Source organism: Aquimarina sediminis (genome assembly GCF_002895435.1).
GTDB lineage: Bacteria > Bacteroidota > Bacteroidia > Flavobacteriales > Flavobacteriaceae > Aquimarina > Aquimarina sediminis.
In genome coordinates, this window is record NZ_POYJ01000008.1 from 24538 (window position 1) to 40158 (window position 15621).

Sequence of the window (15621 nt, forward strand, 5' to 3'; positions counted from 1 at the left end):
AAAATTATTTTTTTGATTATTTTAATCCTGCAATTTTATCTTCTTCAAGTATCTCACTAGTTTCTTGTTGTATTTGATTAAAAATATTTTTTAGGTTTTTTGAAGTATCTACATCATTATCTGCAATCATATTCAGTAATGCTTTATCCTGGGCTCTCCCAATTTTCATGGCTTTGGCATATCCCATATTTTCATTAAAAGTTACCATAGAATATTTAGAAAAATAAGAATCAGGAAATGTTTTTTCTAAATCCATTTCCAACTTTCTTTTTTCTTTAAACAATGGATTGGCAACATGATCTCGCATCTCAAAATAGTTGTCGATAGCTAAATCTGCAATAGCATCGGTATCTTCTTTTCTTGTTTTTTGATATGTTTTAAAAGTTTTATTCCAATCACCATCATGTTGGTTCATAACATCATCAAATACAACAACATCTTCAAAAGAGGCATTCATACCTTGACCATAAAAAGGAACAATAGCGTGAGCAGCATCTCCCATTAAAAGTGTTTTCCCTTTGTAATACCAGGGAGAACATTTTACAGTGCCCAAAGCTCCTGTTGGATTATTGAAAAACTCGTTATGTATATCGGGGATTAAATCCAGAGCATCTGGAAATTGTGTTTTAAAGAATTCTGTAACTTTCTCTATCGAGGTTAGATTACCAAAGTTGTACTCTCCTTCGTCATAGGATAAAAATAATGTAACTGTAAAACTACCATCCAAGTTTGGTAAGGCAATTAACATGTATTTTCCTCTGGGCCAAATGTGTAAATGATCTTTACTTATTTGGTGTTTACCTATTTTATCTGCAGGTATTTCAAGTTCTTTATATCCATGAGTCAGATAATTTTGAGAATAGCTAAACAAGAATTTTTTTTCTAGGTAATAACTTTTTCTAAGCGCAGAACCTGCACCGTCTGCACCAAAAATCACATCTGCGTTTACTTCAAATTTTTCTTTAGTGGTGTAGCATTTGAATTTAGCAACTGTATTTTCTATATCTACATCAATGCATTTTTTATTAAAGTGGATGGTTACATTTTCATACTTTTCGGCTTCGGTTAATAATAAACCGTTTAATCCACCTCTAGATATAGAGTTAATATATTCTCCTTCTCTTCCAGAATAGTTAGAGGCAAATGTATTTCCTTCAATATCATGAATTAGTCTGCCGTACATAGGAATGCAAAAAGGAGTTACTTTATCTGCGATACCTACCATTTTCATTGCTTTTAGACCTCTGTCTGATAATGCCAAATTAATAGAACGCCCTGCAGAGATATCTGTGATTCTTAGATCTGGTCGACTTTCATAGACTGTTACATGATATCCTCTTTGTGCCATTCTTAAAGCCAAAAGAGATCCACAAAGACCAGCGCCAATGATAAGTATGTTTTCTTTATTTTGCATTAGACTAATGTTTTTAATATTTCGGTCATTCTATATACGTCTTCAAAACTATTGTATAATGGAGTAGGGGCACATCGTATAACATCCGGTTCTCGCCAATCTGTGATAATATGATGATCAGTAAGCTTTTGATGTAAACTTTTATCAGCGTTCTTGACTTGAATAGATAATTGGCAACCTCTTTCCTCTGGGTTTGTCGGGGTTATGATTTTGATTCTATCAGTATCTATTTTACGAATTAAAAATTCGAAATATCCAGTCAGCGCTTTTGATTTTTCTCTTAATGCATCCATTCCTACTTCGTTAAAAATATCTAACGAAGCTTTAATAGCTGCCATAGATAGAATAGGAGGGTTGCTTAATTGATATCCTTCTGCTCCGGGCATAACATCAAACTCCTGACGCATATTAAAACGTGTATTTTTATTATGACTCCACCAGCCTGAAAAACGTTTTAGATCTTTATTATAGGCATGTTTTTTATGAATAAATAACCCACCGAGACTCCCTGGACCAGAATTTAGATATTTGTAAGTACACCACGCTGCAAAATCTACTCCAGAGTCATGAAGTTCGGGTTTTATATTACCCACGCCATGCGCAAGATCAATACCAACCATACAATCTTTGGCGTGCCCTAAAGTTGCAATTTTTTTAAGATCTAGAGATTGACCTGTATAATAATTTACACCACCTATAAGTAACAATGCAATTTCGTCACCTTGTTGATCGAGTATGGTTTCTAGATCCTCCATACGAAGTAGTTCTTCTCCTTTACGTGGTTTCCATTCAATTAATCCTTCTTTATGGTCATATCCATGAAAACGTAGTTGAGACTCTACCGCATAACGATCAGAGGGAAAAGCATCACTTTCAATAACAATTTTATATTTGTTTTTTTGTGGTTGGTAAAAGGATACCATTAATAGATGTAAATTAGTGGTCAATGTATTCATGATTACCACTTCTATTGGGGTTGCTCCAACTACTTTAGCCATAGAGTCGGTTAAGAATTCGTGATATGGCATCCATGGATTTTTGGCTTCAAAATGTCCTTCTACACCAAAGTTTGCCCAATCATCTAACTCTTGTTGAATGTATGATCTTGTCGTTTTTGGTTGTAGCCCTAGTGAATTACCACACATATAAATCCAATCATTTCCACTAGGATCTTTTGGAATATGAAATTGATCTCTATAATGAGCTATTTTATCTTTTTTGTCCAATTCTCTGGCGTATTCTAAGCCCGTTTTTAGTGCTTCTTTCATTTTGGTGTTTTAATAATTGAAACAGTGTTTCACTAATTTACTAAAATAAATGATACTAAAAAAGCAATTTACCTTATTTTGATTTTGAATACTGTAAAAACTAAAGAGTTATGGATATATAAACTAGAAAAATTGGCTAAGTGGAAATGCTAGGATTAGTCAGTTTGATTTAATCGACGAATGTACTCTGAAGGAGTAACAGTAGTGTATTTTTTAAACTGCCTGGAAAAATAGGAAGGATCATTAAACCCACTCAGATACATCGCTTCTGATATGATTACATTGTTAAGGTCAAAGTGTTCTTGTGCCTTTTTTATTCTGAATTCGTTTAGAAAATCAATAAAGTTTCTATTGGTTGCTGTTTTAAACATTCTACAAAAAGAATTAGGTGTTAGTCCTAATTGCTTTGCTAAGTTTTCAGATCGTATTTCCTGAGCATAATGTTGATTAATATAATGGTATACTTTTGAGATTCTTTCTAACGAGTGTTTGTTGACATCTAAAGAAAGTTTGTTCTTTAGGACAGTTTTTTGGTTTTTGGCGACCGAAAGTTGGTAAAGAACGGTTATGAAATTCAGTAATTCTTCTGTTTTACTCTGTTTTCCACATTTTAAAAACAAAGAAGATAGTTCTTTATGTGTTTCAGGTGAAAAAATGATTCCATTAACGGAAGTTTTTATAAATTCTAAAATAGAACTGAATTCTGGGAAATGAGCTAATTTTTCGGTGACAAAATCTTCTGAAAATTGCATAACGACTTCTATGTTGTTTTTTAATTGATCATTACCAAATGGCATATGTGGTATGTTTGGTCCTAAAAAAACAAGTATTCCATTTTCATATTTTTCATAATAAGAATCTATTTGGATACTACCTTGCCCATTTTTGATATAAACAATCTCATATTCTGGGTGTAAATGCCAACTTACTGTAGCGCACTTTAAAGTGTTAGTGTATCTTCTAATGTTTAAAGATTCTGATTGATCAATATGTATCTGTTCATAAACTATATTCATAAAACAAAATTACCACTTTATTCTATTTAGGTTTTATAAAAAGAATAATATGTCTTAGAACTTGAATATTTTGTTTTATTAGTCAATAGCCTTATGTTTTTACTTTTGAAGAAAATAAAATTAAAATATGGCAAAGATTAAGTTGGGAATTATTGGTTATGGCTCTTGGGTTAAAGATGCATATATTCCTGCATTAAAAAGGGATGGCAGGGCTGATATTGTAGCAATTGCAGCAAGGAGTGAAGCTACATTAGAGTTAATAAAGAAGGATTTTGGAGATTCTGTCGATATCTATACGGGTTATGAGGACTTATTAAGTTTGGTAGAGATTGAAGCTGTAATGGTTGCTGTACCAGATTCGCTTCATGCAAAAGCAATTACCGCTGGGTTGAATTCTGCAAAGGCATTATTTTATGAACCTCCTATTGCTGATACAAGAGAGCTAATTCCTGAAATAATAAAAAAACTACTCCTTGCTCCGCAAATAACACATGCAGATTTGGAGTTGGCACTCGTTCCTGCGGTACAGAAAGCGGCAGAATTGATAAAGAAGAAGGTTGTTGGAAATGTACAAACAGCAAGTATCAGCCTACTGTCTAATTGGGGTACTGATCCAGATCAAGATACAAACAATATAAATCGATTATCAGTATGGTATACTCATGTTCTTAATGTTCTATTAGGTCGAACCCCAGAGCGAGTTCTTATTATGGATGGTTATGGTACTCCAGGGCGTCGCCAAAGTCAGAGTACTGGTTTTTTTGATTATAATGGTACCTGGGGAGAATTAAAGGTAAATATTGATAGTGTCGAAAAGTTATCAATTAAAATAGAGGTTGTAGGAGATTGTGGTGATATCCATATTGATATATTATCAGGAGAATTAAAAGTAAGAAATCATGATAATCCGATGTGGGATATTAAATTGTTACCCGCAATACTACCATATGCAGATTGGCCAGGGATGCACGAATCAATATCTTCTTTTTTGGATGCCGTCGAAACTGGAATACCTAGTTATGCTAATGCTGAGGTGGTAGCTAATTTGCATTTGATAGGATTGGCATCAGAAGAATCAAAGGAGACAGGGACTTGGGCAAAAATTAGAGGTATAAGTGAGGTTTAGATTTTGGTTGTCATTTATGCTAGAGGAAAACTTTAATTTGAAATAATAATAATATTAATGTTCTCTGTTATAGAAAAGCATAGTGTCTATGATAGTTACAAGAAATATCCTCGTTATTCCATTATCACTTCAATTTCTGTGAAATATAGTGTACGGTTTCCTTCTTTTTGTTTGTGCTTTTTGGCAATTTTGAGCCCATTAAAACTTTGATAATCTTCCCAAGACGTGGTTATAGAGGGGGTTGATTGGTTTTTCTTCCTAAAGACCCATTCTTTAATTATAAAATCTCCTTTGAAGTAAAAATCATAAGCATCACCAGGAGTGTAACCACTATCATTGTTGTATACAATAGTAAGTTTTTGCATTTCTGTATTGCTTATAGGGGCAACGGCTTTTACTTTATGCTCTGAAGTAAAATTTTTAGTATCCCAAACGAGATGTAAGGGAGCTAATAACCAATACTTGTCGTTTATAAACTTGTGATCTATTTTGGTAGTAGTGCTATCTAATTGAGTCCTATAATATGTTATGGTATCTTTTTCTGAGGTTAAGGTTACCATATCGTTTTTGGGTTTCCATTTCCATGATCGTTCATAGTGACTACTGTCTTGATCTATATTATAGGTGAATTTTATTTCTTTAACCTTGTGCCAATGTTGTATGCCATTGATCTGTGCAATTGCTTCTACCGTTGTTGGTATTTTTTGTGAATTGTCCTTTATATACACAGGGTCTCTGACTTCTCTTTCCTCTTTATATTCGTTTTCTTTTTCTTTTTTAGAATTTGTTTTACAAGCAAAACAGCATAACATAGTGCAAGAGATAAGTATCACGAACTTTTTCATTCTCCGAATTTTAGGGTAGGTTTATTTAGAGAGCTAAAATATAAAAACCTTGCTAAATAAGGTTAACAAGGTTTTTATATTTTAGGAATAAGAGGTAATTATTCAACTGTCAATGTATATTGTGGGGTTTTATTTAACGGGCAAAAATATTTATACGTTCCTTTTTGTAATGTAACTTTATTAGAGCTTTCAGTTTTTCCTTCTGCTACTACTTTTGTTACGTAAGCTGCTTTAATATGGTTTTTGGCATCTGAAACATCTTTTCCTTCAGGAACTAAGACAAAACCTACATCTGTGCCTACATTGTTATTGGAGATGTTGAAAACATAACTTCCTTCAGATAATGTAATACCTTTTTGAGTAAACTCTCCTTTGGTTTGTTCTAAGGATACTGTTTTTACTTCTTGGGCTTGAGCATTAAAAGTGATTGCTAAAATAAACGAAAATACGGTGATTAACTTTTTCATGATTTTTAATTAAATGTATTTAAATGATTACTGTTTTTGTTATTGTTGAAAAGAAAAGGAGTATAAATATCTCCTTTTCTTTTTCTAGGTATTTATTATATATGGTACGCCTATGCTGATGTAGTTTCTAAAGGCTGTGCAATAGGAAAATCAACAGGTATTTCAGTCGTGTTGTTTATGTAGTTCGAAATAGTTTTATCTCCTACTAATACGATGGTGTCTATAAGGTTTCCTTTGGTGTATCCTGCATTAAAAAAATCATCGATTACATTTTGATCTGTTTTTCCTTTATTTTCTGTGATATTCTTAGCGAGTCTTGCTAGCGAGTTAAGTTTAGTGTCAAAAGATGCATACCCTGCTCTAAGTTCCAAAATTTGCTCGTCAGTAAAACCGTTCATTTTTCCGATTGCAGTATGGGCAGATAGGCAGTAAATACATCCGTTTACCTCACTTACAGCTAGATTTACAGCTTCTTTTTCTTTTGTCGAAAGAGATGTTTTTGCGTTAGAAAGGTTTAAGTAGTTCTCTAATGCAGTTTCGCTATGTGCATAAGTGGCATATAAATTAGGTACAAATCCTAAAGCTTTATTTAGGTTGTCAAATATCGCTTGATTATTAGCGTTTACTTCTTCTCTTGTTGGTACATTAAATGTGCTCATAATTTTAGTTTTATTATCTTGAATTTGCTTCAAGGGTTTTTATTATTATTTTATTGTTTTAATTATTGATACAAAGATCCGGTAGAAATGAGAGTGATAAAATGGACGTTTTTCCCGATAGCATGTCAAATCTTCCCGAAATGTTTTGAAGACTTATTTTTTACAAAAGGTGCTTGGTATCACAATAAAAATCATGAATACCTTTTTGTTCACAATGGGTTTTAGGGTGGATAGAATTAATTACTTTTTTTCTTCCTTGTCTGAAAATTTCTATCAAATTGAAGATTGATTTATTTTGTACTGTCATTTTTGTATAGTTTTAAATTAACAGTACAAAGATGCGCTATCAACTAAGGAGAAAGAATGGTAGTTTTTCCCTACGGCTTGTCGATTTTTCCTGAAAATAATAATACCTCCATATTTATGGAGGTATTACAATAGTTTTTAATAAAAAAGTAAAGTGTTATTAATTTGCTAGGTTTAGAATTAAAAAAACTTGACTTCTCTTCTTCTGATCCAAAGAATAATTGCACTTAGCAAGAAGGTGACTACTGCAGTAATGAATAGAGTTCCTCCATCATTATTAATTTCGATACCTAATTTGGTTAAATGTATCATGATTGCTCCTCCAATAATACCGAGTGCCAACATAGCACCGATCCATGCGGTTCTGGGTATTAAAAGTAAAATTCCTGCAATTAGTTCAATTACTCCTGTGCCTATTCGACCATAAGGTTCCATTCCGACTTTTGTAAAAATGTAAACACTATCAGGATGTGCAGTAAATTTAAACCTTAGAGTTTGAATCAAGATTATTGCTACGACAATTCGCAGTAATAGGGGTAATATCTTTTTCATGTTAGGGTTTTGTTTGTTAGCTTTAAAAATACAGTAAACACGTTATAGAACACTGGGTAAAGCATCTATTTTCCCATTAAAAGTATTCTTTCTTGAGATAATATACAATTCTTCAAGGTTATTATCTTTGTTAAATTGATTGATCAACTCTGGGAGGTTGTGTTTTAAGAAAAGCTTAAATGTTTTATTGTCAGCACTTCTGTTTGCTCCTTTGCGTATTATTTTTAAATATGTGGTTGTTGAAATTTCTAGATTACTTCTTTCAGAAAGGAACAATAGATAGCTATTATTTTCTTTGACCCTTTTGATTTCGGTTTTAAAATTGATTGTATTTGCAGAGATGAGGTCACTGTTAAAATCACTAAAGTTATTGGTGTAGACTACTTCTTCTGCATTTTTATCAAGATAAATGGTCTCTAATTGGTCTTTGTATATAATCTGAGCTTTCACCAAGGCAGTTATTAGAAAAATCAGACCAAACATTGTTATTTTGGTGGTGCGAATTAAATTTTTCATATCTAGTTGTTTTACCCGAATAGCTTTCGGTGATTTGTGTATGTTGTAAAGGAAGATTACTTTTTCTTTCTTCTTGTCAATATTTCCCTATAGATTTTGGTTTTAGTTGTTTTCTGAATTCTGATGGTGAGAATGAAGTATGTCGTTTGAACATTCTGCTAAGGTGAGACGCATCTTCAAAACCTATTTCGTACGCAATCTCTTTAGCAGATTTATCTGTATAAATAAGCAGGCGTTTGGCTTCTAATATTATTCGATCATGGATGATCTGTAAAGGGCTTTTCTCAAATTTAGAAAAATTATTTGATAATGTTTTAGGAGACTTAAATAATTTTTCTGCATAAAACTTCACAGCATGTTCTTTTCTGAAGTAAGTTTCTACTAAGATGTTAAAATTTCTAATCAAGTTTACTTGTTCATCAAGATTGTTATAATTGCTTTGTTGTTTGATAAGTCGGGTAGTAGTAATTATAAATCTAGACATTAGCATACGTAGCATTTCTGCTTGTATCGTGTCGACCGTATCAAGTTCATCTAGAAAAACTTTATGTAATTGATCTAGTTTATTATGTTCTTTATGGTCAAGATTAATTATTGGGAAAGTACTATTTCCATAGAAGAGCACTCCCATACAACTTACTTCTTTATCGTGATCTTTTATACAATAAAACTCTCTGTTGAATTGATAAACAATTGCATCAGACCCACTAATGAATTTAAAATATTGATTTGGAGTAAGAACTATAATTTTATCCTTTTGTAGTGTTACCATAATACCATCTATTTGTATTACTACGTCGGTAGTTCTTGACCAAATAAAAGTAAATAAGCCTATAAGTTCTGTTTTTACATACAATTGTAATAACTCCTCATCTGCAATGTTTAATATGGCTCCGGTAGAAAATTCTTTAAACTCTTTTATCATAAGATGTAAGTCGCTTTTTGGGTAATTTCATTACACGTAACAGAAAATAGATTTGTGAAAAGTGAAAATAAGAATATATCGTAAGATTTTTACATTTTCCTTTTAGTACTATATTACTATTTGGTAAGATGAAATCAAAAACAACCAAATTTCTAAAGTATATGTCATGCTACTATTGTAGAGAAGATAAAATTAGTAAACAAAGAGTGTATGATTGATACTTTTATAGAAGTACGTATGACTTAAGTCGTAGTTTTCTATAGTAAATAATGAAGTGGTTAGGTAGGTTGTATTATACAGTTTTGGGACTTTGTAAATACTTTAGTTAATCAACAATCCAATTATAAGACCAATAGCACCTCGTTGTCCGATTAGGTTTCTAAGCTCTTGTAGACTGGATGAAGTTGTTTCTATTTTTGAAGCGAGACCGCTACTAGTGCCACCATCTATAAAAGTTTGTAATGAAGATGTAGTTACTCCTAATTTTTCTGCTACACCAGTATCGACATTTCCTTTAATAAGATCATTAAGTGTGTTCAATGTTAAACCACATTTTTTAGCTACTTTGATTAAACTCATAGTCATATTTTTTAAGTTAATTCATCGTTAGTTACGGTAATGTTTAGTTCGTATTCCACAATTATTCCTTATCATGACTTATACAAAATAGTATATGTTCCCCACATATGTGCATTCTGTAAATATTGTTTACCTCTAATTTACGACAGGAATTTTTATGATACTTACGGGAATCCTCAGGTTTTGAAAAAAAAATCATCTTTGGTTTTTTTACTGTGTTGATAATGAGTATTGTGTGTGATTTGAAGATGAAATTTTGCATGATGTTGCTCACAGCTTGAATAAAAAAAAGAAAGAGTATTTTACTTAGATTTTGTAATATGAGTTGAATCGTTATATTTTTGGTGAAGTAAGTCATTAAATTCTGTAAAATAATTTTTGCTATGTCAGTAGAATTACATAAGTATTTTGAAACCAATAAAGAAACATGGAATAAGAAAGTTGATGTTCATGCCGTTAGTGATTTTTATGCTTTAGAAGATTTTAAAAAAGGGAAAACATCATTAAAAAAATACGAATTAGAAGCATTAGGTGACGTTTCTGGTAGATCTCTATTGCATTTACAATGTCATTTTGGGCAAGATACACTTAGTTGGAGTAGAATGGGAGCAAAGTGTACAGGTGTTGATTTATCCGAAAAAGGGATTGCTTTAGCCAACGAGTTAAATAAAGAATTAGAACAGAATGCTAATTTTGTTTGTTGTAATGTGCTAGATACATCAAATTTTGTTAAGGATAAATTTGATATTGTTTATACGAGCTATGGAGTGATAGGTTGGTTACCAGATCTTAAACCTTGGGGGAAAATGATAGCTGAACGATTAACACGAGGAGGAACATTTTATATGATTGAGTTTCATCCTATAGTGTGGATGTTTGATTATATAGAAGAGAAACCCGAGATGAGATATGGTTATCATCAAAAAGAGGTGATTTATGAAGAATATGAAGGGACCTATGCCGACCCTAATTCTAATATGATCAGTAAAGAGTTTGGTTGGAATCATGGGTTAGGAGAAGTAGTTTCTTCTCTTACTGAAGCTGGATTGACCATTGAATACTTAAAAGAATATGATGAATCGCCTTATAAAATATTTCCCGAATTGATAGAAAAGGAGGGTGGGATGTTTGTTACTAGGGATAAATTGTATCCTTTAGTTTTTGCTATCAAAGCAACACTATAGATTGTGTTGATTTGATATGAAAAGTTTCAGGTTTCTTAGGTTATCCGATAATTCGCTTTAGCCATTTTAATTTTTTTTGGGTGTAGGGCGCGTATTTTAAATTAAGCTCTACCCAGAAAGGCTTTTGCAAGATACCTTTATAATGAGAAAAGGCTTCAAAACCATATTTTCCATGATAGCTTCCTATTCCACTATTACCAACACCTCCAAAAGGTAGGGATTGCTCTGTAAAATGCATAACAGCGTCATTAACTGCTCCACCTCCAAAAGAAATCTCGTTTAGAATTTTATTTTTCACACTTTTATTTCGTGTGAATACATAACAGGAAAGAGGTTTAGGTAGTGTTTTGATATTGCTAATGACTTCTTCTATCGTGTCAAATGAAAGTATAGGTAAGATTGGACCAAATATTTCTTCTTGCATAATCGTATCAGAAAATGTTATGTCTTTTAGGATGGTTGGTGATATGGTTCGCTCTTTTAAGTTGCCGTTGCCACCTAAATATACTTTGTCTTGATCTATTAGATTATATAACCTGTCGAAGTTTTTTGTATTAATGATTTGAGTGTAATTATGATGATTTACGTCATAATCGGCTTTAATAACATGATTTTTTATAGCTGTTAATAGTTGATCCTCAATACAAGATTCTACCATTACATAATCAGGAGCAATACAAGTCTGTCCTGCATTAAGAAATTTTGCCCACACTAATCTTTTGGCTGTCATCTCTATATTTACATCTTTAGTAATAATTGCAGGGCTTTTACCTCCTAATTCTAATGTTACTGGAGTTAAATGTTTTGCGGCAGCTTGATAGATGATTTTGCCTATAGATGGGCTTCCTGTAAAAAAAATTTTATCAAATTTAATTTTTAATAAATTGGATGTTTCTGTCACCCCACCTTCAACAACTCTAAAAAAAAGAGGGTCAAAATTTTGATTGATAAGTTGTGTTAGAGCAGAAGAAGTATGAGAAGGAATTTCACTTGGCTTAAGAATAATGGTACAACCAGCAGCAATTGCAGCTATAGCAGGGCATAGTGATAGTTGGTATGGGTAGTTCCAAGCTCCAATTACAAGAACAGTACCGTAGGGTTCTGGAATGATATAGCTTTTTCCAGGAAGGTTTGCTAATCCTGTAGAAACTTTTCTTTTTTTAGCCCATTTTTTTATTTTAACTAATGCAAGGTCAATGTCGTGGTATATAATAGAAAGCTCTGTAACATAAGTTTCAAAGGAAGATTTTTTAAAATCTGCATAAATAGAACTATAAAGTAGTTCTTCATTGTTTTGGATAATTTTTTTGAGATGTTTTAGTTGTTTTATCCTAAAAGAAACATCTTTTGTTGCGTTAGAATTAAAAAATTGACGTTGTTGATTTACGATGTCTTGATAATTCATAACAGTGTGGGTTTTGAGAGTGTTAGAGATCAATATATTAAATAAGCTTTTCTATTTTTTTTAGCTTAAGCTCTCGCTGCATCTGCTTTACAGTTAAGGTGCTTCCGTCATGACTCCATCCCGGAGGTCCAAAAATATACATAAATTTATGATACCAATTTTTTGATTTCTTGGTGTCATTCCAAATGTCTTTATACTCATGAGTGAGGATAATCCAAGGGTTGTATGAATTAGGGGCATGTGTTACACCATACTGTATATCAATCTCTTCGTCGAGTGCTTTCCAGGTACCAAATATTTTGTCAAAAATATTAAGAAAACCTCCATGGTTTTTATCCATATACTCTACGTTTTTTGCATGATGTACTTGATGCATTGTATGTGTATTGAATATTTTTTCAATAAACCCCATTTTTGGGATATATACAGAATGAAGTTGAAATTGCCATAATGCTTCTATTCCCAGACATACTACTACCATCTCAGGAGGAAATCCAATTGCCGGCATCCACATATAAAACAAAGGTTTGTATAATAGAGTAAACCACCCATTACGAACAGCTGTACCCAGATTAAAATTATCTGAAGAGTGATGTACAATATGAGCAGCCCATAACGCGCGTACCATATGATTTTGTCTGTGAAACCAGTAATATGTAAAGTCATCTGCAAGTTGACATATCAACCATACATACCAGGCATATCCAAAAGACTTCCATCCCATAATATTAGTTCTTACTCCATCAATTTCAGGATTAAAAAACTCATAAACAAAGTGAAAAAGAACAATAGAAAAAACAGTTTTGATCAAAGGTCCTAATATAGCCGATCCAACTCCCATAGTTAAGCTTGCGGTTAAATCTTTCCAATTGTATAAATCTTTGTGGTTGTGGGTTTTGCTGTAGGTAAGCTCTAATAAGATTAGACCTAAAAAACAAGGAACACCGTAAACCAAAGGGCTCGTGAAATCCATTTTTTTTACTTAGTTTATTAAGGGGCGGAATATAGGGAGAATTTTCAGGAAATCATTCAGAAATTCAAAGTATTCGATGATCGATATTGTTTTTTACTTGTTCAAAAAACTTTGAGTGTTTGAAAAAGAGAATTTTAGGTAAACCAGAACTCGCCAAAGAATTTAGTTCAAGAATCATAAATACAAATTGATCAGCTCTGATTGATTTCTGGATGATTCAATTTACTTAACAGCTCTAAGTCCTTCGTATGCCAATAAGACGTTCTGTATCGCTTTTTTTTCTACTTTACTTAGCGTTCTAGAATCGATATCATCTTTACCCACATATTTTATTTTTATAGTTTTTCCAGAAGCCATAGCTTTTATCATAGGCATATCAAAATCTTTTATAATTCGATCTAGCCATTCTCTTTTTCCTCCGGATTCTTCCTTTGATTTAAACTCTCCTGGGGTGTCTTCTTCTATTTCAAAAATTTTTCCATCTACATCAACTTCCATTCTTTGAATGAACAACCATTCTTTTTTAGTGAAATAATTTATTGATAATCCAAGCCAGGGTTTGCGCTTTTCTTTTTTGCCTATATACGTCTGAACAAAGTTTTGATTATTAAGTTGTGTAGAGCTTTTGTCAGAATACCATGTGACTTCATTATCAACATCATATTTCTTTTTCATTTTTGCTAACGCCTTTTTATAATCTTCGTTATTATCTTCTTTCAATTTGTCTTTGTCGAGAGCTTTTTGGGTTTCAATAATTTCTTTTTCTACTTTTTTTAGTAAACTCTTTCCTTTTTTTGCCTCTCTAGAATTGGGATATTTGTCTAATAAAACTAGAAGCCTATTTTTGCTTTTGGAATAATCCAATGCATCATTATATTCATTGGCTTGCTCTAGAATTTGACTAGGAGTTAATTGACACTCGGCAATTTCTTTTTTTAATTTTTTATTTTCTTCTTTTAATTTGTCAAAGTCAGCTTGAGGAATGCCACAGCTAGTTAAAATTAAAATCATGAAAACATTAAAAAGTATAATTCTTCTCATAACTAAACTTTTTTTAGGATTATGGTTAGTGATTACGTTACACCTATGTAATTCATAATAAAACTATTAAGAATACAGAATGTAGCTCTAATATAATAAAAATGCTTCAAAGAACACGATTTATCTTTAATCCTTTAAAGCTGGTAAGTATATTCTTACTGATTGATAGGGGTTGCTTTTTGTAGTACTGGTTTAGGAGGAGTTAAGTTATTTGCTCGAGTATCTACTTATTGAGATAAGAAAGAAAGTATAATAATATATTTTCGAAATAATGATTATTTTTTTTAATATATATCATAAAAACTCAAAAAGCATTCCTAGTGAAACACCCTATGAGAAGGGTGTAAAAATGTTGTAAATTGTTTTTGTGATTTCTCCAAATGTATTACTCAAAATAATGAGAGTACAATTAAAAGCAAAAGTATAGATTACCTCTTTCTGTCTCTTCTTTTTTTATCTTTAGATATTCTAGCATTTTTATGATCAGAACCTCCTTTTTTATCACTTTTTGGAGTAGACCTTTTGATAGTGTTGCTGCTCTTTTTTGAAGTTGTACTATCGGATAATAAAGAAGCTTCTTCGGTTTTACTAGAATCTCCAACATCAGAATTAATCACTTTTAGCTCTTTTTCTGTTAGATGTCTCCATTTTCCTTCAGGGATATCTAGAGAAACATTCATAATTCTAATTCGTTTTAATCTAACTACCTCATAGCCCAAATATTCGCACATTCTACGAATTTGACGATTCAATCCCTGAGTTAGTACAATCTTAAAATCATATTTGCCGATTTGTTCAACTTTGCATTTACGGGTAATAGTATCGAGAATAGGGATGCCATTACTCATTCGTTTTAGAAAAAGCGGACTAATTAGTTTATTTACAGTTACTAGATATTCTTTTTCGTGATTATTTCTAGCTCTTAGAATTTTATTTACGATATCCCCATCACTGGTTAAAAAAATCAGTCCTTCGCTAGGCTTGTCTAATCGACCAATAGGAAAGATACGTTTTGAATAATTAATATAATCAATAATATTATCTTTCTCATTCTGCGCTGTGGTACAAACGATCCCTACTGGTTTATGAAAAGCAAGGTATACATGTTTTTCTTTAGGCTGGGTAATAAGTTCATCATCAACTCTTACAACATCTTCTGGAGCCACTTTAGTTCCCATTTCGGGTATTTTACCATTAATGGTTACACGACCTTGACTAATTAATTTGTCAGCTTCACGGCGTGAGCAGTAACCAACTTCGCTCAGGTATTTATTAAGTCTTGTAAGTGTTTTTTCAGACATAGAATTAAAATAGTGTACAAAGATAGCATTTAAAGGTAATTGTT

At 32.0% G+C, this 15621-nt stretch carries 16 protein-coding genes; 2 read left to right on the forward strand and 14 right to left on the reverse strand.

Annotated features, from left to right (window positions below; all coding sequences use genetic code 11):
* Positions 1 to 16: 16 nt before the first annotated feature.
* The 3 genes from C1X07_RS16435 to C1X07_RS16445 form a co-directional block, all read right to left on the reverse strand.
* Entirely contained in the window at positions 17 to 1414 is a 1398-nt protein-coding gene (locus tag C1X07_RS16435; RefSeq protein WP_103071128.1) for an FAD-dependent oxidoreductase, read from the reverse strand.
* Positions 1414 to 2682 (reverse strand): kynureninase, encoded by a 1269-nt coding sequence (gene kynU, locus C1X07_RS16440; protein ID WP_103071129.1) that lies wholly within the window; start codon positions 2680 to 2682, stop codon positions 1414 to 1416. Before kynU ends, C1X07_RS16435 begins: the two co-directional genes overlap by 1 nt.
* Before the next feature lie 155 nt (positions 2683 to 2837).
* Positions 2838 to 3698, reverse strand: coding sequence for an AraC family transcriptional regulator (locus C1X07_RS16445; protein ID WP_103071130.1), 861 nt, complete (start codon positions 3696 to 3698; stop codon positions 2838 to 2840).
* A gap of 127 nt (positions 3699 to 3825) precedes the next feature.
* On the opposite strand from C1X07_RS16445, the gene C1X07_RS16450 reads away from it, so the two are divergent.
* Positions 3826 to 4824 (forward strand): Gfo/Idh/MocA family protein, encoded by a 999-nt coding sequence (locus C1X07_RS16450; RefSeq protein WP_103071131.1) that lies wholly within the window; start codon positions 3826 to 3828, stop codon positions 4822 to 4824.
* A 113-nt stretch (positions 4825 to 4937) separates the two neighbouring features.
* Here C1X07_RS16450 and C1X07_RS16455 read toward each other — a convergent pair whose 3' ends face one another.
* The 7 genes from C1X07_RS16455 to C1X07_RS16485 all read right to left on the reverse strand — a co-directional run bounded on the left by C1X07_RS16455 (position 4938) and on the right by C1X07_RS16485 (position 9673).
* Positions 4938 to 5669, reverse strand: coding sequence for a hypothetical protein (locus C1X07_RS16455; RefSeq protein WP_103071132.1), 732 nt, complete (start codon positions 5667 to 5669; stop codon positions 4938 to 4940).
* 98 nt (positions 5670 to 5767) lie between these two features.
* On the reverse strand, positions 5768 to 6136 hold the full coding sequence (locus C1X07_RS16460; protein WP_103071133.1) for a cupredoxin domain-containing protein: 369 nt from the start codon (positions 6134 to 6136) through the stop codon (positions 5768 to 5770).
* A 110-nt stretch (positions 6137 to 6246) separates the two neighbouring features.
* The gene (locus C1X07_RS16465; RefSeq protein WP_103071134.1) at positions 6247 to 6795 is read right to left on the reverse strand and encodes a carboxymuconolactone decarboxylase family protein; all 549 of its coding nucleotides are present in this window, start codon (positions 6793 to 6795) and stop codon (positions 6247 to 6249) included.
* Positions 6796 to 7281: 486 nt separating this feature from the next.
* Positions 7282 to 7653, reverse strand: a complete 372-nt coding sequence (locus tag C1X07_RS16470) for a DoxX family protein (RefSeq protein WP_103071135.1) — start codon at positions 7651 to 7653, stop codon at positions 7282 to 7284.
* 42 nt (positions 7654 to 7695) lie between these two features.
* Entirely contained in the window at positions 7696 to 8169 is a 474-nt protein-coding gene (locus C1X07_RS16475; protein WP_128755307.1) for a hypothetical protein, read from the reverse strand.
* Positions 8170 to 8245: 76 nt separating this feature from the next.
* Positions 8246 to 9094 carry a helix-turn-helix domain-containing protein gene (locus tag C1X07_RS16480; protein WP_103071137.1) on the reverse strand — a complete coding sequence of 283 codons (849 nt, stop codon included), beginning with the start codon at positions 9092 to 9094 and terminating at the stop codon, positions 8246 to 8248.
* 321 nt (positions 9095 to 9415) lie between these two features.
* Positions 9416 to 9673 (reverse strand): hypothetical protein, encoded by a 258-nt coding sequence (locus C1X07_RS16485; protein ID WP_128755308.1) that lies wholly within the window; start codon positions 9671 to 9673, stop codon positions 9416 to 9418.
* Between the two features lie 383 nt (positions 9674 to 10056).
* Between C1X07_RS16485 and C1X07_RS16490 the strand changes: the two genes are divergently transcribed.
* On the forward strand, positions 10057 to 10857 hold the full coding sequence (locus C1X07_RS16490) for a class I SAM-dependent methyltransferase (protein ID WP_103071139.1): 801 nt from the start codon (positions 10057 to 10059) through the stop codon (positions 10855 to 10857).
* A 40-nt stretch (positions 10858 to 10897) separates the two neighbouring features.
* Here C1X07_RS16490 and C1X07_RS16495 read toward each other — a convergent pair whose 3' ends face one another.
* The 4 genes from C1X07_RS16495 to rluF all read right to left on the reverse strand — a co-directional run bounded on the left by C1X07_RS16495 (position 10898) and on the right by rluF (position 15577).
* Complete coding sequence (locus C1X07_RS16495) at positions 10898 to 12262, reverse strand: aldehyde dehydrogenase family protein (protein ID WP_103071140.1); 1365 nt, start codon at positions 12260 to 12262, stop codon at positions 10898 to 10900.
* Positions 12263 to 12299: 37 nt separating this feature from the next.
* Complete coding sequence (locus C1X07_RS16500; RefSeq protein WP_103071141.1) at positions 12300 to 13235, reverse strand: sterol desaturase family protein; 936 nt, start codon at positions 13233 to 13235, stop codon at positions 12300 to 12302.
* Positions 13236 to 13457: 222 nt separating this feature from the next.
* Positions 13458 to 14276: a hypothetical protein gene (locus C1X07_RS16505; protein WP_128755309.1), complete on the reverse strand. Its 819-nt coding sequence runs from the start codon at positions 14274 to 14276 to the stop codon at positions 13458 to 13460.
* Positions 14277 to 14704: 428 nt separating this feature from the next.
* Positions 14705 to 15577 carry a 23S rRNA pseudouridine(2604) synthase RluF gene (rluF, locus tag C1X07_RS16510; RefSeq protein ID WP_103071143.1) on the reverse strand — a complete coding sequence of 291 codons (873 nt, stop codon included), beginning with the start codon at positions 15575 to 15577 and terminating at the stop codon, positions 14705 to 14707.
* Positions 15578 to 15621 lie beyond the last annotated feature (44 nt).